Source organism: Leptospira biflexa serovar Patoc strain 'Patoc 1 (Paris)' (assembly GCF_000017685.1).
Taxonomy (GTDB): Bacteria; Spirochaetota; Leptospiria; order Leptospirales; family Leptospiraceae; genus Leptospira_A; species Leptospira_A biflexa.
In genome coordinates this window covers 3,089,607-3,108,892 of record NC_010602.1, presented here as the reverse complement: position 1 = coordinate 3,108,892, position 19,286 = coordinate 3,089,607, and the positions used below count along the sequence as shown (strand labels likewise).

Annotated in this window: 15 protein-coding genes; 5 read left to right on the top strand and 10 right to left on the bottom strand. The window is 40.2% G+C overall.

The annotated features are described in order from the left end of the window. Positions 1-68: 68 nt before the first annotated feature. Together LEPBI_RS14695 and LEPBI_RS14690 are read left to right on the top strand one after the other, a co-directional pair. On the top strand, positions 69-746 hold the full coding sequence (locus LEPBI_RS14695; protein WP_012389926.1) for an SOS response-associated peptidase: 678 nt from the start codon (positions 69-71) through the stop codon (positions 744-746). A gap of 45 nt (positions 747-791) precedes the next feature. Further along, complete coding sequence (locus LEPBI_RS14690; protein ID WP_012389925.1) at positions 792-1,211, top strand: DUF5329 family protein; 420 nt, start codon at positions 792-794, stop codon at positions 1,209-1,211. A 60-nt stretch (positions 1,212-1,271) separates the two neighbouring features. Here the strand turns inward: LEPBI_RS14690 and LEPBI_RS14685 are convergent, their stop codons facing one another. Further along, complete coding sequence (locus LEPBI_RS14685; protein ID WP_012389924.1) at positions 1,272-2,774, bottom strand: hypothetical protein; 1,503 nt, start codon at positions 2,772-2,774, stop codon at positions 1,272-1,274. Positions 2,775-2,950: 176 nt separating this feature from the next. Here LEPBI_RS14685 and LEPBI_RS14680 point away from each other — a divergent pair, with 176 nt between their 5' ends. Next, positions 2,951-4,135 (top strand): YncE family protein, encoded by a 1,185-nt coding sequence (locus LEPBI_RS14680; RefSeq protein WP_012389923.1) that lies wholly within the window; start codon positions 2,951-2,953, stop codon positions 4,133-4,135. 90 nt (positions 4,136-4,225) lie between these two features. On the opposite strand, the gene LEPBI_RS14675 is transcribed toward LEPBI_RS14680, so the two are convergent. Then, positions 4,226-5,074: an NAD(P)H-binding protein gene (locus LEPBI_RS14675; RefSeq protein WP_012389922.1), complete on the bottom strand. Its 849-nt coding sequence runs from the start codon at positions 5,072-5,074 to the stop codon at positions 4,226-4,228. 167 nt (positions 5,075-5,241) lie between these two features. On the opposite strand from LEPBI_RS14675, the gene LEPBI_RS14670 reads away from it, so the two are divergent. Beyond that, positions 5,242-6,138: an AraC family transcriptional regulator gene (locus LEPBI_RS14670; RefSeq protein ID WP_012389921.1), complete on the top strand. Its 897-nt coding sequence runs from the start codon at positions 5,242-5,244 to the stop codon at positions 6,136-6,138. Here LEPBI_RS14670 and LEPBI_RS14665 read toward each other — a convergent pair. The 5 genes from LEPBI_RS14665 to LEPBI_RS14645 all read right to left on the bottom strand — a co-directional run bounded on the left by LEPBI_RS14665 (position 6,106) and on the right by LEPBI_RS14645 (position 12,405). Beyond that, on the bottom strand, positions 6,106-6,978 hold the full coding sequence (locus LEPBI_RS14665) for an RNA polymerase sigma factor (RefSeq protein WP_012389920.1): 873 nt from the start codon (positions 6,976-6,978) through the stop codon (positions 6,106-6,108). The two genes, LEPBI_RS14670 and LEPBI_RS14665, sit on opposite strands and share 33 nt — an antisense overlap. Next, positions 6,975-7,352 (bottom strand): DUF1304 domain-containing protein, encoded by a 378-nt coding sequence (locus tag LEPBI_RS14660; protein ID WP_012389919.1) that lies wholly within the window; start codon positions 7,350-7,352, stop codon positions 6,975-6,977. Before LEPBI_RS14660 ends, LEPBI_RS14665 begins: the two co-directional genes overlap by 4 nt. Before the next feature lie 141 nt (positions 7,353-7,493). After that, complete coding sequence (locus LEPBI_RS14655) at positions 7,494-9,098, bottom strand: hypothetical protein (RefSeq protein ID WP_012476413.1); 1,605 nt, start codon at positions 9,096-9,098, stop codon at positions 7,494-7,496. A gap of 294 nt (positions 9,099-9,392) precedes the next feature. Continuing rightward, the gene (locus LEPBI_RS14650; RefSeq protein WP_012389916.1) at positions 9,393-10,916 is read right to left on the bottom strand and encodes a hypothetical protein; all 1,524 of its coding nucleotides are present in this window, start codon (positions 10,914-10,916) and stop codon (positions 9,393-9,395) included. A 58-nt stretch (positions 10,917-10,974) separates the two neighbouring features. After that, a complete protein-coding gene (locus LEPBI_RS14645; RefSeq protein WP_012389915.1) occupies positions 10,975-12,405 on the bottom strand; it encodes a glycogen/starch synthase in 1,431 nt (476 codons plus the stop codon). 70 nt (positions 12,406-12,475) lie between these two features. Between LEPBI_RS14645 and pckA the strand changes: the two genes are divergently transcribed. Further along, complete coding sequence (gene pckA / locus LEPBI_RS14640) at positions 12,476-14,068, top strand: phosphoenolpyruvate carboxykinase (ATP) (protein WP_012389914.1); 1,593 nt, start codon at positions 12,476-12,478, stop codon at positions 14,066-14,068. A gap of 313 nt (positions 14,069-14,381) precedes the next feature. Here pckA and LEPBI_RS14635 read toward each other — a convergent pair whose 3' ends face one another. The 3 genes from LEPBI_RS14635 to LEPBI_RS14625 form a co-directional block, all read right to left on the bottom strand. Then, positions 14,382-17,084, bottom strand: coding sequence for a chitobiase/beta-hexosaminidase C-terminal domain-containing protein (locus LEPBI_RS14635; RefSeq protein ID WP_012389913.1), 2,703 nt, complete (start codon positions 17,082-17,084; stop codon positions 14,382-14,384). A gap of 158 nt (positions 17,085-17,242) precedes the next feature. Then, entirely contained in the window at positions 17,243-17,446 is a 204-nt protein-coding gene (locus LEPBI_RS14630; RefSeq protein WP_012389912.1) for a helix-hairpin-helix domain-containing protein, read from the bottom strand. Positions 17,447-17,584: 138 nt separating this feature from the next. After that, on the bottom strand, positions 17,585-19,237 hold the full coding sequence (locus tag LEPBI_RS14625; protein ID WP_012476412.1) for a TPM domain-containing protein: 1,653 nt from the start codon (positions 19,235-19,237) through the stop codon (positions 17,585-17,587). Positions 19,238-19,286: the final 49 nt, after the last annotated feature.

Genomic DNA, 19,286 nt, shown 5'->3' with positions numbered 1-19,286 from the left:
CGAAAAGAGGATCAAAAACTAAAAATCTTGGTTTGCAATTATTTTGAATTAAGTTCAATTGATTCATTGTGTGCGGAAGATTTGGATATACGATCATCAAATTGAAAGATGGCACGGAAAAATGGATCCGTTTGATTCAAGGGACACAAGTATTCGATATCCAAAAGGTAGAAGATTCGTTTCGACGTTCTCCCAATTTAGAATTTTATCCCAGTGCCTTTGCGCCAGTCATCCATTCGGAACCAAATACAAACGAAATCATATTAGATTCAATGCAATGGGGTATCCAACCAGAATGGTCTCCCAAACCTATCTTTAACACTAGAGAAGAGAGGTTATTTGCCACTTCATTTTGGTCAAGTGCAGCAAAATGCAAACGTTGCATCATCCCGGCGTCCTACTTTAACGAATGGAAGTCGGAAAAAGGTACAAAGGTAAAGTATAAAATATTTCCCAAGTCTGGTGAAAGTTTTTGTTTTGCAGGTATTTATGGCAATGTTCCCAACCAATCAACGAATCAGCTTTGGTTTAGCATTTTAACTCAAGAGGGAAATCAGTTGATGAAAGAAATCCATAATTCTGGTGGGAACCAAGGTCGACAGCCCGTCCACCTAACGGAAGACTGCTGGGAGGAGTGGTTGGATCCAAAAATTTCCGAAGAACAACAAATCCGAAGTTTGATTCAAACATATTCGAGTGAATTTATAGATGCAGTGCCCGAACTTTCTGAGCCCATGTTATTTTAATTGATCATATTCATTCATAAGTAATTCTGTCAATAGTTCAGTGTTATGAGAAAGTTTGTATCAAGATCCAGTTTGATCTTTTGTTTTGTTTCTTTTAGTTTTTTGAGTTTTTTTTCATTATCTTCTAATCCAAAATCATGCAAACCAAATTCGGAAGAAACAAAAATAGAAATCCTATTAAAAACCATTGGAAATTTTAATGGTAGTTTCATCCGTAATGGAGAAACTCATCTAGCTAAAGATGCTGAAAATCATTTGCGTTACAAATTAAAAGAAGCTAAAAATTCTTTTTTTGCACCAGATCCAAAAGATTGGACTGCAAAACTCTTCATCGATAAAATTGCGACAAAATCATTTTTATCTGGAACTCCTTATAAAATCCGTTTTCCAAATGGGAAAGAATTTCCTTCATCCGTTTGGCTCTACGATGAGTTGAAAAAAATAGATTCTTGTCAATCGGATTAGACTCGAATTCTGATCCTAAAAAACCAATCATCTCACTGAAATTTTAAACAGAAGGAACCTTCATTCCAAAGAGGTTTGGATCCCTAGTTGTGTAGGAGTGGTACTTCCTGTTGTATAGATTCGATCCATATATCCTAATTTACCTGTACATAACTCTTTCATCTGGTCAGTACGTTTGATTGTTGGACTTGTCAAATTCGATGAATACCGAATTTTTTCAAAGGTACCATTGTTTGGTTGGATGTAAACGTCCGCTATTTGGTAAGTACTGGAGCCTTCTCCTGTTGAAACTGCCGATCCGGAAGAATACCGACTGATCGTATTCGGTACTCTAGATCGATTTCTCCATAAACCCGTAGTCAAATCTAAGATCGTAGGAGGTTCTTCAAAGATTGCGATATCTCCAAGATCAGATCCAAGAAAAGATAACCACTGTAAATTTCCACTCAGATCATATTGTGCGAAGGCATAATGTTCTGTATCACTTTGCATTGGTTCTCTCACCAATGAGCTCCATGATAAATTGGTCGTTACCAATTGTAAGATCGCATTTTGGCTGACAATTAATTGTCTGCTATCTCCATACGATGCACTGGAATGGCCATTATATATTAGAAATTCACGATTCCCTGTGTTTACGTTTAGCTTAGTAATGAAAGGTCTATCTGTTCCTGGATTCGGATGAGTGGATCCAGAAATACTTCCAGCGGTTGTCCCTGCCAGATAAACAAAACCATTGGCGTAGGTAACATTGAATGCAAAATCATTATTTGCACTTGAGATATAAGTTTGGTATCGGCCTAATCCTTCTCCATTGACAATTCCGGACAAAATGTCTGTGTCGGAAGTGGAACCAAGAGACGAATTGGTAACAGCAGTTAATTCAGGGAAACTGGCATGTCCATTCGTTCCAACTAAGGTGACAAAAAAATGAAACTGATCAAATGAATCAACAGTGGTGACAAGGTAATTGTCGATATCTAATGAATCTAAATAAGTATACCAAATTCGATTTCCATTGGTAGAATGCCTCCCCAAATAAACGGATTTATTTGCATCCGCCTTTCCAGAGATCATATTCGGTAATGAAATTCCATTTCCAATGGCAAGAAAACTGATCGCTAGATCCCCATTGGTAAACTGATGTAATCGGGGATTAAAATTTAAATTACTAAAACCTTGCCCTAAATAATCCACCCACATGATATCTCCATTGCTCCGAGAAAGTCGAAGGAGGAATAAGTTCAATGTTGACCCAGGTGTTCCTTGAAAATCACTCGTGATCCCTTTTGTATCCCCTGGAATGATTGGATCTTCGGTAAAACCAACAACGATGATGTCACCATTGGATAAAAATAGAAAATCGGTTCCGTAAGTAAGATAAGAACCAGTTCCATACCGTCTTTCCCATGCAGAAAAATTCCTACATCCATCATTTAAAAGGAAGGATTGTAAAACGGTCCGCACCCAAAAGTCTTCGTTCTTTGGATCATTAGGGTTATTCAGGTTGAGCTTACACGATAATAAAAGGAATACAAAAATTGCCAAAAGAAAACGAAACATATTCTATCGATCCAAGTGATTTATATTACCAAGTTTGAATTGACTATGCCAACAGACGATTTCATTTTTTTGTAGGGTACTTTTCTTAAATTTGAAAAAAATTATGTAAACAATAGTTGTAAAAAAATAAAACTAATGTAGTGTAATCCACCATGCTGTAGCCCAGGGAGTGAGTCATGTTTTCAAAAATTGGATATTGTTTGTTTTCTATCTTTTGTACTTTTTTTGTTGGTTCAATATTTTCGCAAACGATTGAGTCTGAGTTTTCTTTTGCTACCAACTTCGAAGTACGACCAACCTTTGTCGAAGGTAGTAATCCTTATTTTGTAAACGCTGGCAAATGGATCTATGTTGGGAAAACAGCTGACTTTGATGAGCCTGGAATTTATTTTTATGATACAGTATCGAAACAAAAAATTTACAAAGCAATTCCATTGGAATCTTATTACCAAGCGCATACAACAGACTTCTTAGGTCAAATCGAAACAAAAGGCAAACGACTTCCTTTGACCGTGTATGAGTTTTTGTTTTATGAAGAGTCAAATGGACGAGCTGGCTTTGTTTTGGAAAACAAAGCAAAATCATCGAAGGCAAAAAAATATTTTTATGTTGGTTGGGATCTAAATTCTAATTCCATTGATGTGGTGGAACCTATTTATGAAATTCCAGCTGAAGACAAAAAGTCTTTTGTACAAAGTTCTTACATTGGGTATTCGGCGAAAGATCAATCCGCATATTTTACCTTTGCAGTGGATGCCGATTTAAAAGATGATGAGTCAGAAGATGTATCAGCATATATATATAAAATTCAAAATCAAAACCTTACAAAATTAAAAGAATATCGATCCAAGTTTTATCCTTATACCCCAGACTTCCATGCAGAATCGAACCAAATCGTAATCGCAGCTTATGCGGAAGCATTTCAAAACAGAAACCCACAAGGTTATTTGTTTCAATTGGATTCGAATACATTCCAATCATTTTCGATTCCTTCGGTTCCATATGGAATTTGTTTTTCAAAGGATGGAAAATCTTTGTATATGGCAGCTGCTGATACAGGAGAGGTAAGGGTGTACAATACAACTAACTTATCCGATGTGAAAAAATCTAAGTGGGGGACACATGGTCATAAATTAGGATTTTGGAAAGATGGTGAACTTGTTTGGGTACGAAATTCAGGTCTTCATATCTATGATCCCAAGACATTAAAACAAAAGAAAGTGATTCCAACTAAAAAGTTTTATAAGAACCATGTGAACGTGAGTGGATCTGCCTTTGTGCCATTTCAAAAATTATTGCTGAGAAATATTTTAGAAGATCCAAAAGGTGGAGCTTCGAACCGAGTACTAGTTGCAGAATAAACAAAAAAAATTGAACTCTTATCCACGATCCCTCTTGGGTTTTCTAATCTAGGAATGTGGATAAGAGTTGATGGAATCTATAACTTCAAATTATTTCCAAAAACTCACATGGTCTTCTGCATACTTCTGGAATGTAACTGGTTCCTTCCCTGTAATCTTTTGGACAGAGTCAATGATTGGGGATGCAAATCCTTCTTTCAGAGCACCTGCAATCATCACAAGAAAGGCAGCATAGTCCTTGGAAAGACCTGCCGATACAAGAGAGGATTCAAATACTTTTGGATCTACATCTACATATTCTATATTTTTTCCGCTCACGAAAGATATGTATTTTGAAACTTGGACGTGATCGAGTGATTCTTTTCCTGTCAGAGTGATTGATTGGTTTACGAAATCATCTGTAGTCAGCAGAACAGAAGCAACAGAAGCAATGTCTCTAGCGTCAATGAAACTTACCGTTGCATTCCCACCTGGGAAATAAATTTTCCCGTCTTGTTTGATTCCTGCGATCCAAAAACTGTTAAAATTTTGCATGAACCAATTGGGACGAATGATGTTCCAAGGAATGCCAGCACCTTCTAATAAAATTTCTGTTTTTCGAAATGGTGCTTCAGGTGGTGCATGATCCACTCCCATTGCCGTCATTAGGACTAATTTTTTAAGTCCAACTTGTTTTGCTTTTTCGATCCAAGGGGAAAGGATTTCATACTGATTGGTTTCCCCTGGAGGGCTTAAGAAATAAGCTGCATCGACTGCTTCTAAAATTTCTAAACCCTTTTTGGTTTCTTTCGAATCAGCATACACCCAAGTGAGATTGGATTCTTTTTTCTGTGATTCTGGTTTTCTTGATCCAGCCCACACTTCGTGACCATTTTTTTGTAATTCTTTGATGAGGTGCCCGCCAACAAGCCCTGATCCACCATAAACAAATACTTTCATAATTGAATTTCCTTTATTTTGAAATGGAATTTGAAATCCATTTCCTTCACTAATCTATATCCAATTGTATCACAGAAACCTAGACTTCCTATGTCGAAAAATATTAAAAAAATATCCAAAAGTATAAAAGAGTAGACATCTGGTGAAAAATTCCGGAAAAAGTAGGTATGGACTTACTTTCGGACATTTTGTTTTCTGCAGGTTGGAAAAATGACTTATTATCAAAAGGTCAAATCTTTCAAAGTTTTGGATTTCATTTTCCATGTGAAAGGAGTGGTGGTTTCCATGTTGTCACACAAGGCAGCTGTTATGCGAGGATAGGAAAACAAATCATCCCATTGCAAAAAGGAGATTTACTCTTTATCACAAGAGGGGTCCATCACGAATTACTCTCCGATCCCAAAGCTAAAGTTGTGACGATCGAACGATTTTTACATGAAAAAAATAATCAAAAAATAGACCAAAACCCAGTGACAACATTTGTTTCTGTTCGTTATGAAGTGCCGGATGGTCCAGTACATCCACTCCTTCTGGAGTTACCTGATTATATTTTGATTCCTTATGCAAGTATCCAGAAACACCATTCGCTCGAAGACTTTATCCAAATTTTGTCCAAGGAATTGGAGCTCAATTTAGGAACTGATTTGATTGTGCAAAGATTAACGGATATTATGTTGTATTATATGATCCGGATTTGGTTACAACAAGAAGAAAATTCACCTGTCGGTTGGATCAAAGCATTCCATGATAAAACAGTCCTATACGCTTTGGAAAAACTACATAATGCATTTTCTAAAGAATGGACGATTGAATCATTAGCAAAAGAAACGGGAGTTTCACGAGCTAACTTAGCCAACAAATTTCGTGATGTTCTTGGTATTCCCCCGATGGAATATTTGGCAAAACTTAGAATGGAAAAAGCAAAACAATTATTCCAGAAAGGAAATATGGGTCTCGAAGAAATTGCGCAAAATGTGGGTTATGCGTCCGCATTTTCTTTTTCAAAGGCATACAAACGAATTTATGGAAATTCACCGAGCCGAGAATGGAAACGAGTTATCTAACAAAGTTCGAATACTTTCCAGTTGGTTTTTTTTTGGTAAAAATGTTGGTTGGTTTCGAAAGATTTCGGCCGCCTTTCGGATTTTAATGGTTTCAGGCAACAAAGGTTTGATCTCATTCCACCTTCCATCTTTTTTCATTTGTTCGGACAAATTGAGGTAAGACTTGATCCTTCCCACTTTGGTTGCATAACGTATCCTGTTTTTACATTGGCATGGATTGTTTCTGTTTGTTAAATTACATTCCCTTCCTAAGAATACTTCCATTTGATTTCTTGCTCTCGATAATAATTGTCGGAACGAATCGGGGCGCACTCCCATCACCATCCCACCTTCCTCACTAGAAATGGAAAATACATCTCCCAATATATATGCCATTCTGTATTTGCGAGTGAGTCCTTGTAACATAGCATAGGTGCATGCCACTTGCACATGTAATACCATATGCGAAACTTTGGAAGTAGATTCTTCTTCGGTTAAAGTTTGTGTATCTATACTCGCTTGGATTGGATATGGCGATTGCGTTTTATGCAATTCTTCACGAATGGATCGAAAGTGGATTTGTTTCATCTCAATTTTTGATTTTTTGACATTGATGAGGTGGTTACTTGCAATTTTATAGATCCAAGTAGAGAGTTTACTATCTCTACGAAACCCACCGAGATTTGTAATCACTTTGACTAAAATTTCTTGAGTGGCATCTTCTGCATCTTCCGGATTCCATAAAAACTTTAATGCCAAAGAAAATATTTTGGGTTGGAAGAATTGAATCAATCCTTCCAACGCTTTTGTTTTTCCTTTTAAACAATCCTCTAAAAGAGATGAATGTGGATCTTCGATCATTGTTTACGATAAGCCAACCAATGTACAACTAAGGCTAAAAATGCAGGCAAACCTTGCGAAAACAAAATTGAAAATTTTGCAGTGGCTGAACCGTAAATTCCTGCGACCACAACACAAATGAGAAAAAACAAAATGGTTTGGAATTTTTGACTTTGGTCTTTGATGAAAAAGAGGGCCCAAAAAAGTCCTGCTGCTAAAAATCCATTGTACAATCCTTGGTTTTTTGCCAGCTTTGCTGTGATTTCTGCAGTTTCCGGTGTGAGTTGGAATACCTTCATTCCAAATTCTGTTTTCCATAAAAACATTTCCAATACCAAAATGAAAACATGTTCTACTGCCACAAAACCAGTGAGTATGAGTGAAGTGAGTTTCATTGAATCCTCCTAACGATTCCTTTTCTCCTTAGGACAACGGGTTTTTTCCATTGTGACAAAGATTGGAAAAAAAAATTCAAAAAACCGTTCGTTCTGGTTGGGAATCAATGCATTTTTTACAAAATCCTGGAATGGGAACCTTTATGGTTCCTCGATTCCTGGAATTGTACTCACTTCCATAAACCCCTCTTCTGCAGGGTAGTTTAGATACTTTTTTAATTTGGCAATTCGCCCATTACAAACATTCAGATATTGGACATTAAAATCCACTAAAACGCTTGGGTTAGGTGGTGTGACTGGAACATTGGTCTCATAATATACCGATTGGTACCGACCATCCCCGCTACGAATGCGAAATGTTACATCTTGTAATTCGTTGATTCCGTTTCCATAACTCAATGCATCCAATCCAGTGAATCGTGTTCCATCAATAGGAGAAAGGATGTTCCCTCTGAATTCATCAAAGAAGGATATATAAGTAATTTTAGGAAAAAATTCTAAAACATTAGAAGTAGTTGATCCAACGAATTGGTTCCAAATCAAATTACCGTTCCAATCAAATTTTAAAAATACATGGTTTCGTAAGTTCCCCGTGGAAAAATATTGATATTGATGGAATGGATTACCAAAAGATCCGGCAGCATTTCCAGATGCAAAGTATCCATCATTGCCTTTTACGATGGAACTGATTTCACCAATATTGAATGTTGTGTCCGTATTACCTAGGTAAGTGACATTTTGGATCACATGATTCTGAATTGATAAATTGGCAAACATCATCCTACTATAATTTGGCAATGGATGTCCAGGGAACCCATTGAAATTATCGAGTGCTGATCCACCAATCAAGATATTATTGTTCGGACCTAGTGTTGACGTCGAAATTTCACTACTGCTAATGGAGGGTAGATAAGTTTGTGAAGAAGCGGTCCCATTGGAATTTAGGATCGCCCATCCAATTTCTTGTTGTCCCGCAGTTGTTCCGTTAGTTGCTACTTTAGCAGTAGGGAATTCCTGAAATCCTAAACTATCAGGAGTATTGGCACCTATTGCACTATGGGTAAAAAATAAATGAATGAGATCATTTGTATCCGCAACGAGTGCAATTTTTTCAGCGACAAAAGAGTTCATTGGTAAATCGAGATAAGTATTCCAAATACGATTTCCTTTTTGATCGAATCTGGCAACGACGTATGCATCTGCATTTGCTTTTCCAGAGATTGGAGTTCCTTGTTCTGTCCCATTCACATAGGTATAAACAATGATGTCTCCATTTGACATTTCTGCGATGGGTGCAATGTTGGCATCATCCGAAGTCGCGGAAGTGGGTCCGAGGTAATCCAACCATTCGATTTGAAATGTCCTACCATTGATCAAAAACATAATAATGTTCATATTGGTACCAGGTGTACCTATGTAAGAATAATGAATCCCACCAGTCCGCGAGTTCCAGGCTAACTCTTCAAATACACCTGCCGTCACGACTAAATTTCCATTTTTCAATAGTATCAGAGAGTATGGATTGACCTTATATGTACCACTCCCCAATCTCACACTCCCTCTGGTCCTTGGATCGCAAATTGCGTTTAAATACAAATTGGATAATACAGTCTCTAAATAACTTTTTGAATTTGGGTCACTGGGATTGTTGAGACTGAGTTTACAGTTGATTGAAGAATAAAAGAGAACACAAAGCAGGAAGAGGAAGATCGATTTTTGAATGGAATTGGAAATTTTTGTAATCATCAGTTTTTCTTAGACCAACGATCGCACGTTGGAATACGCTAATTTGTTTTACCAATATCCAAATCAGAAGTGAGTATTTCTCTCAAGCCATTTGTCATTTTAGTGATGAAAAACGGGTTCTGTATGCGGAATCGTCCTAGTGTAAAATCCCTACAAGGATTAGGGGAAGGAACAATGCGCCAGGGATTGCAGCGGAAATCCTTTCGCAATGCGAAAGATTGGAGCGGAAAGCGCGGTCGCTTGTAGAGAAGAGGTTTGTCAACCTAACGATTGCGAGGCGCCACTCAAAAGAATTTAAGGAAGGTTTGTGTTTTCAATGGAAATCTGCGTGGCTTCAATCGGTGGAGTTGTGGTAAATCGAGTATAATTGAGACGAACGATCTTTCCTGAACAAACTTCTCGTATTCGCTCTGTTTGTTCCATTGCTGGCAAAGGTAAGTTGGAAGTATAATGAAACCTGTCGAATGTTCCCGATCGTGGATTGATAAAAACGTCTGCTAACGTATAGGAACCAGATCCACTGCCTGTGGTCACATCTGGCACGGAACTAAATTGGCCGTTGCTTGCAGTGGTTTGCATTCTGACTAAAAGTTGTGAGTTAGAGAGAAGGATTGGTTCTGATTCTGTTGTATCCATGACATTCTCGGATGAATTGCCTAAAAAGGAATTCCAGATTGTTGCACCACTTGTATTTAATTTAGTAAGAATAAAATGTTTGTTCGTTCCATCAGTGGCAACGATGGGTTCCGCAGGCATTCCATAGGTGTAACGGCCTGAGCCAATCATATAGATAAAATCATCTTGCAGAAAAAAACGAGAGGCACCATAGTCCAATTCGGCATTTGTTCCAAGATACGAATACCAAATGAGTGTTCCATCGGTTTCATTCAATTTCATGACAAATGGAACTTGATACGATGGGTTAGGATGGATGGATCCGTTGCTACCTTGGCTCGAAGTTCCTGTCACAAAAAGTCCAGATGCGTTGGCTTCAGCACCAAAGATATAATCGCCTCCAGAACTTGTAAAATAACGTTGGAAAATCATAGCACCATTTTCATTCACTGCTAGGTGGATCATATCGGTATCTGTTCCTGGATCGAGAGATGTATTACTTATGGCGGGTCCGTCAACAAACGGCGAATTTGCGGGGGATCCTCCAGAATTTTCAATAAACACATGCAAACGGTTGGATGTGTCCATTGCGGAAACGATGTATTCACCAATACTGACTGAATCTAAATAGGTGAACCAAACGCGTGTTCCACTTTCTCTAATCCTTCCTACAAATAGAGCTGAAGCTGATCCAACTCCTGATTTAGCATTGAGTGTTCCAGGTTGTTCAGCACCTTTCACAATCAATGCAACAGATATGTCTCCATTGGAGTATTTTCTTAATTTAGGTTTATAAGTGACCTCGCTAACTGCTTCTCCCAAATAATCCACCCAAAGGATATCACCATTTTCTTTGGAAATACGCATTAAAAATGTATTGAGAGTTGTTCCATTCGTTCCCGCAAAATTATTTGTCACTCCCTCTGGTGAGCCAGCGATGATGTATTGTCTCGTGATGCCCGAGACAATATAATCACCGTTTGGAAGAAGGATAAGATCAGAAGCGGTTGTTTTACTTGTTCCTGTCCCGTAGGTTTTTTTCCATGTCTTAAAATTCAAACACGGATCTGATAATAAAAAATACCGCATAATATTTGTTAGAAAATAGTCTTGTGAGGTTGGATCACTTGGATTGTTGAGATTGAGTTTGCAAGAGAAGAAAAATAAAACACTAAAAACAAAAAGCGATAAAATAGAATTCATTGTCTACTTCAAATAACATTTGAATTCCTGAAATTTCTCATGGAATCAAAGGATGACTTCATTCTAAAAGTTCGATCGCTATTTTGTATACTCTATCGTATTCTAACTTACGTTTTGTCCACGTCCAATCAAGATTCATCATATTTTTCACTACATGATCTCGTTCTGGAGAAACGAACAAATCGTTTGCTCGTTCAAGTGCATATCCCAGCGAACTTTTGTCATTCGGTTCAAAGACAATTCCTGTTTTGAATTGTATGTCGATCGATTCATCCACTGTATCGCGAAGTCCACCCACCCGAGAGACAATGGGTATGGTTCCATAGACATGGCTGTACATTTGGTTCAGGCCACATGGTTCAAATAAAGATGGCATAAGAAAAAAATCACTGGCGGCTTCAATTTGATGGGCAAGTGATTCGTTGTATCCCTTATAAAAATAAAACACATCGGGCATCATATCCGATAAATGGAAAAAAGCATTTTCTGTTTCAGGGTCACCCGATCCAAGAACCACGTAACGGTGTGGCAAGTGGCGTCTTTCTAAAAATGCCTGTAGGAATGTGGGAAATCCTTTTTGGTAGGTGAGTCTACCGATAAGGCCAATCAAGGGAAGGTCGAGAGATACGTTTGGCCTACCAATTTCTCGGTAGAGATGTTCTTTGTTCTTTCGTTTGCCCTCTTTCCAATTTTGTAGGTGGTAGGTTTGGAAAATTCGTTTGTCTACCTTTGGGTTCCATTCATCTGGATCGATCCCATTTAAGATGCCAGTGTAATCTGCCTTTCGTTTCTTTAAAACATAACTGAGTCCAAATCCATTTGGTTCGCGCAAGGTTTCTTCTCTGTATCCGGGACTCACCGTTGTGATTTGCCCAGCCGAGAGGATCCCCGCTTTCATATAATTGCATTTTCCATCCTGGTCAAAGGGACTTGTGATGAGATAAAACGGATCTTCTTTTAAAAATCCAGTCATCCAAAACGGATGGTCTCCTTGGTAGGCAAGGTTGTGGATCGTAAATAAAGAAGGGATGGGTTTTGTAGAGTTTTTTTGTAAGGTTAGGGAGAGAGCGGTATGCCAGTCATGGGCATGGAAAACGTCCACTTGTAAGATTTGGCTTAGCGCATAACAGGCGTAGGAAAAAATAGCAAATCGGTAGTGTTCATCCGCTTGCCCATAAATGGAATTGAGGCCACTAAACAATTCCGAATCAAAAAAGTACAATTTTACGCCAGATTCGATCGCTTCACGAAACCGAGCTTTCGCAAGTAAAGAGACAGCTATGGTTTCCTCTTTCGCGTCTTGTGGAAGGAGGGCTCCCACTTCTTTCCCGGTCCAATTCGGCTCTTTGCCCAACTTCCCGATCAGAGGCAATGCGACATAAACTTCTTCTGTTCGGGACTGTTCTTTGGTAAGAGATGCCAACATGTCGGCAAGCCCACCCATCTTGGTATACGGAAAATATTCTGCAGAAGCGTGGAGAATCTTCATTTTCTGTTATTGACACCGACTCGCAAAGTAAGAAGCTAGAAAAACACAAAGTGAAATCGAGGAGAGATCCATGTCAGTATCTACTAATCTAAAAGGCCTTGCTGAACTCGGCCTAAAACCGTCCGAAGTCTTCCATAACTTATCATACGAAGAAATTTACCAGCACGAATTGAATAACAAAGAAGGTGTTACTTCTGATAATGGAACGATGATGGTGGATACCGGGATTTTTACGGGTCGTTCTCCGAAGGACAAATACTTTGTCGATGAACCTTCTTCTCAAAACAACATTTGGTGGGGACCAGTCAACACAAAGGTTTCCGAAGCGATTTTTAACGAACTCTACGCAGAAGTAACGAAATTTCTCGATAACAAAAAATTATACGTATTTGATGGCCACGCAGGAACCAACGACGACACACGTATCTCTCTCCGTGTGGTCACAGAACGCGCTTGGCAACACCACTTCTGCACAAACATGTTCCTTCGCCCAACCAAAGAAGAACTCGCAAAACTCGATCCAGAGTTTACCATCATCAACGCATCTGGTTATAAAAATCCAAAATACAAAGAACACGGCCTCAACTCCGAAGTATTTGTGATCTTCCACTTAGCAAAAAAAATCTGTATCATCGGTGGAACAGAATACGGTGGGGAAATGAAAAAAGGGATTTTCTCTGTCATGAACTACTACCTCCCACTGAAGAATGTCCTCACCATGCATTGTTCCGCTAACGTTGGTAAGGATGGAGACAGCGCTCTTTTCTTTGGTCTTTCTGGAACTGGAAAAACAACTCTTTCCACTGACCCAAATCGTAAACTCATCGGGGACGACGAACATGGTTGGGACGACAATGGAATCTTCAACATTGAAGGTGGATGTTACGCAAAAACCATCAACCTGGATCCAAAAACAGAACCAGAAATCTATGCAGCCATCCGTCGTGATGCGTTACTTGAAAACGTAGTTTACGATGCGACAACAAAGAAAGTAGATTACTCTTCTGCGGCAAAAACAGAAAACACACGAGTTTCTTACCCAATCTTCCATATCGACAACATCCAACCAGGATCGAAAGCAGGTCACCCAAACACTGTGATTTTCCTTACTTACGATGCATACGGTGTGCTCCCTGCGGTATCTAAACTTTCGATCGAACAAGCGATGTATCACTTCCTTTCTGGTTACACAGCAAAGGTAGCAGGGACTGAGCGCGGTGTGAAAGAACCACAAGCCACTTTCTCTGCTTGTTTTGGTCAGGCGTTTATGACTCTCCACCCAACCTACTATGCAAAGTTACTCGGTGAAAAAATGAAAAAACACCAAGTGAATGCTTACCTCATCAACACTGGTCTTGTGGGTGGAAAGTATGGAGTGGGAAAACGGATGAACCTTCCTGCAACTCGCCAAATCATCAATGAAATCCTGAACGGAAACATCGAAAAATCCGAGTTTGAAAAACACCCAGTTTTCCAAGTGTCTTTCCCGAAATCCGTAAACGGTGTGGATGCACATATCCTAAACCCACGAAACGCTTGGGAAAACAAAGAAGACTACGACAAAACTGCCGCTGACCTTGCGAAACAATTTGTAGAAAACTACAAAAAGTATCTCACTGGTTCAAAGGAATTTGATTACAGCCAATACGGCCCGATTGCGTAAATCGCATTCGGAATTAAAAAGCTAAGGGTTGTCGTTTCGTAGATCCGTTTGCCAGCTTTCGAAAGTTAGCTGGTAATTCAATTCAACAAAATAACAATCGAGAAGCCACTTCTTCGGAAACGATGAGTGGCTTTTTTTATTTTGGCGCCTCGAATTGGTTAGGTGATTTTTACTTTATGGCAGACCGACCGGGCTCACTCCGGGGTGCGCTAACGCTCCCGTCCCCCGCCATCTAAGATGGCAGGTGACCTAAGCCCTTCGGATCCCTGGCGCGGGGGATTAACAAGAGAATACAATGTCCTTCCAGTTTTCTTTATTGGACAGTGAGTACACCCAATTGACTTGTTGAAAAAGTCATTGGTATGGCTTGGGGTTCTCCATATCCATCTAAATCACAAAATGTTGTCCTTGCCAAACCCGTGATATTTACTTTTCCAACATACTTATACGTCCCCGGATTTGCAGGAGCCGTAATGAGAGAATAGTATTCATCTTGGTTTCCGCAGAACGCGCACGAAGAATTAAACGTAGTTGGAAAATATGTCCATCGCTGAGGTTCCGTCATTGGATTCGAATCATTTGGTCCATATCCGATTTGAACTTGTACTCTCGCATCAGCAGGTGTAAGATTTGTAACTTGGTTCTGATACACTTGGACAAAAATATAATTGGGATCAGTTGCAGTCTCATTTCGAGTTAATGTTAGACTGGAAGGATATTGGAGGATACAATGATCGACAAGAGGAAGACCAGACGGTATATCATAAGTCTCAGTACCTAAACTACTTTCTCCATATGATGCAATCAAACTGATTCGTAAATAGTAAGTTGTATCATTGTTTAATCCTGTTAAAACAATAGGCGAACTAGTTCCTGACACACTCAAATTTGAATTCGTGACTCCAGGACTCGTACCATAGTAAACCTTATACCCTGTCGCACCAGTAATAAGTGAAAAGTTTACAGTTAATTGGCTAGAACCTACCACAGTAGACGATATCACCGGTGGTCCCAAATAAAACGTTTCGTTACTGATAGAACTTATATTTTTTGCGCTATCAATCCCTCGAAATTTCACCTGGTTACTTCCATCAGAAAGAGCCACTGGTGCTGTATACACAGATCCATTGGTCACGGCACCACTTCCATCAAACGTGGGATCTGTGCCATTCAACGTATAAATGATTTTATCACAGCCAGTTCCATTCGTATCGGAACAACTGATTTGGAGTTGGGTACCCGTTGCAAAAGGACCAACACCAGAAGGTGATGCCATTGTCACCACAGGAGCAGTCGTGTCTTTTTGAATGGTTCTTGAATTGGAGCCGAAGCTTCCGACTAAGTTTGCGACACAAATCCGAACGGTATTGTCGCCTTCCGACAAAGCAGTGTTGGCAATGGTGGATGTGACTTCTGTTGCTGCAGATGCATTTCCTGTGACATTGGCATTGTTCCCTCCATTGCTAACCGCTGTTCCGTCTGTGCAATTGTTGCCACCGACTCGGATATGGTATGCGCCAGCTTTTGAACTTTGCCAATGGAGGGAAACATGGGAAGTGCCATTGATGGCTTGGGTGTATGAGTTGACTGTGATGTTTGCGACTTCCGTATCCAAAGTATAATTTTGAGAAAGGACGGAGGATACATTTCCAGCAAGGTCCCTTGCCACAAACTTTGTATAGGTGGTAGAACCATCCGTCATGGCAAGTGCAGCATTGTATAGACTCCCACTGGTAATATTACCTGAGTTTCCCTGAATCGATGGATTCGTAGGCGAAGAACCAACTTGCACGGCATAGGCGATCTTGTCACATCCTGATCCACCAGTATCGGAACAAGAGGCTGACACAGAAGTAGCCAAACTAAAATTCCCAGCTCCTGGTGAAGTAGTAACACTAGGAGCTGTATCGTCACGTAAAAGTGATGTAGATGCAAAACCGATGAGTCCATTTGAACCTGTGACACAAATCCGATAGGTCTTTGTTCCTTCCCCAGAAAAGTCAGTATGAGAACGTGAGAAAGTTTGGTCCGCATTGGCAGTGGCACTACCGGAACCCACTTGGGTTCCCGATTGGCAATCACTGCCCTCTCGGATCACAAAGGTGCCGGATCGATTGGTCCTCCAAGTGGTTGTCGAACTCGAAATGGCACCCACTTGGGAACTGATGGCCGCTGCCGTTTGGCTCACAACAGTGATCGCTGGGATTTGGCTATCAATCGTATAATTGATGTTTAGTGGTGCTGATAGATTCCCCGCCAGGTCACGACAGATGGCTTGTAACGTATGACTACCTTCTGTCGATAAGGAGATGGATTGAGATGATCGATTCAATACCGTTCCCGTTTTTGGAGAAAAACTAGGGGAACTCGCGTCCAAGGTATACACAATGGATCCCGGTGCTGTATTATCCGAACAAGTGAGAGTTGTCGTTTGTGCCGTAGAAAACGTGCCAGCTAACAAAGAACTTGTGAGAGTGGGTGGTGTGGTATCACTTAAGATTGTCACGATGGCAGTGTCATTGGCGACGCCGTCCCCGTCTGTATCAAACCCAAGTGGGTTCCCATTCGAATCAATGATGATGGCAACTGGGTTTCCTGTTCCACCAGGAGCAGTTGTTAAAAAGCCAGGAGGGTTTGGACTGATGTAGTAGTCGGCATTGCCGTCCCCATTGCTGTCAACGGCATCGGGAATTCCATCCCCGTTTGTATCGAGAAGGATGAGATTGGGAGTGGTCCCTCCTGTTAGGTTGATCCCATCGGAAACACCATCACCATCCGAATCAACCAAAGTCGCATCTGTTTTCCCATCCCCCGAAAGATCGAGGGTGGTGCCAGGGGATAGATCCTGAGTGGAAGTTGGGCTCCCACCAATGAGACCAAGCAAAAAAACAAACGGATTGAACCCCTGTTGCGAAGATCCATCGGGAAGGAAGGCAATGCATTGGAATGTAAAAAGAGAGAGGAAGGATAAAAGGTAAAGTTTGTTTCGCATAACAGAGGCCGTTTTCAAATTCATATTTCCAAATCCATACTTGGAAATTCTATCCAAGCAAATGACTCTGTAATCTCAATGGAATTTTCCTGGGAAGGAAAAAAAGTCAGATTTTTCCGTTCAAAACGTTCTGAAAACGCGTTTGCACCGTTTTTAACGGTTTTGTGAAACTTGGGGATGCTTTATGTTTTGAGTTGGATTCCGAGTTTACGTAACTCACTCTCCAGTTTCGGAAGGGAACTCGGACCAAATCCATGCAAACGGAGGAGATCTTGTTTCGAGTAACGAGAGAGGTCTTCCAGCTTGGTGATCCCCAGTTCATGGAAGAGGGCCCTTTGGGCAGGTGCACCGAGAAAACCTAAAAAATCTGGATTCACTTTTGTCATTGGGAAATTACCATCTCCTTCATTTCGTTTCCAAATTCATATGAGAATCATTTCGATGACAATCTAATTTGAGTTTTACGATCTTTGATTTGAATCAAACGGTATGGAATTGAGTAGTTCATAATGGAAATTTTGTCCTTAGTAACTGCCACCACTTCCCCCTCCTCCGGAAGATCCACCGCCAAAACTTCCGCCCCCTCCGCCACCACTACTACCGGAGCCAGAACTACTTTTTTGTTTTTTAGGAATGGTTTCATATTCGGTTGCATGGTGTTTGCAATGGGCACAGTTCCTTCGTACTTCTACTTCCCCCGAACTGCTGTAAGTTGCCGGAGAGAGAACACGACTGGATTTGCATACGAAGGTTTCAAATTTGCACTCGGGACAAACTTTGATTTTCGGAAAGGACGTTCCTTTATAGATGTATTCTGGGCTGATATTACGAAATTTAAAGATCGAATGGTTTTTACAACTTTGGCATACCCATACATCATAATCGACTGAGTTGACAATTTCTTCCGAAACCTGACCTGCCGATAGATGTTTGTTATCTGCTTCTTCGGAAAGTTTGGTCATTGTGTTCCCACAATGTTTGCATGTTCTTGGGATATTACGAATACTTTGCAATCTTGCCCTCAACTGTTGCATACGGCGGTCGCCAAAAAAGAAAAAGTAAACCACGATACTTGCAATGATGAGAAAAATCGAAACAGGGAATAACGCTTCCCCTAAGTATAATGATAGGGCTGTGATGATGAGGACAAGGGGACTGACCACGAGCCCATAATAAAGAAAAAAATCTGTTTTGTGGACGATATGGTATTTGGCAGTAGGAGATGGTGTGAGCCAAACAATGATTCGCTGGAGAATGTTCAATAAGATAAAAATTCCAAGATAACCCAAAACAAATGTGGATTTGAATTGAAACGATACTTCTTTTTCAATACGTTCTTCTTCTGCGAATTTTTCATTTAAGAGTCTGGATTCTTCGTCATTTAAGAAAAAATTGGGCGTGGTATTATACAAATCAATTGTTTGGTCAAAGATTTGTTTTTCTTCCGCACTGAGATTTGTATAAGCTTTGCCTTGGTAATCATATACATCAGTACGTTTGAATTCAGTGACACTATCCGAATTCGTTGGGTCAGAGCTCGTATCCGCTAGATCAAAGTTAGCTGTTCCATTTGTCACCAAATTTTCCAAAGGGATTTCTGGAGACTTAAGTTTGGCAATGAGAGCGGCCACAGTATCGGCATGGCCTTTTTGGAAATTGTCGGCTTTGAAGGAAGGAATTGTGTAAGTATCGATGATGCGTTTGACTGTGGCATCAGGAAGATCACCTTCCAGGCCATACCCAATTTCGATTTCCACACGCCTTTGGTCAATGATGTGGAGGACAAGGATTCCATTGTCCTTTCCCTTTTTTCCGATCTTCCAATAATTAAAAAGTGCGACAGCAAAATCCTTCGGCACATAACTTCCAATGCTTGGAAGTGTGACCACTGCGATTTCTAATCCCGATGAGGCTTCTTCTGCATTGATCATTTGGTCGATTACGGAAGTGTCAGTAAGGACTCCCGCACTGTCTTCCACCCAACTATTGCGTAGTGTTTTTGGATTGGGAACTTTCGCAACGAGGGCATCGAGGGATTCTTCATTGGATTCGGAACAGTGTAAATTGAGTAATCCAGTGAAAATCAAAACAAGACCAATGAGGAAAACTCCAGCGCGTCTTTTGTGACTTTGGTTTGGGTTTTGCCTTGTGGTCTGGAAATTGGAATGGGATTGCATGCGATTCACTAGATTCACGATCTAAAGAACATACGAGGAATCTGTTGGT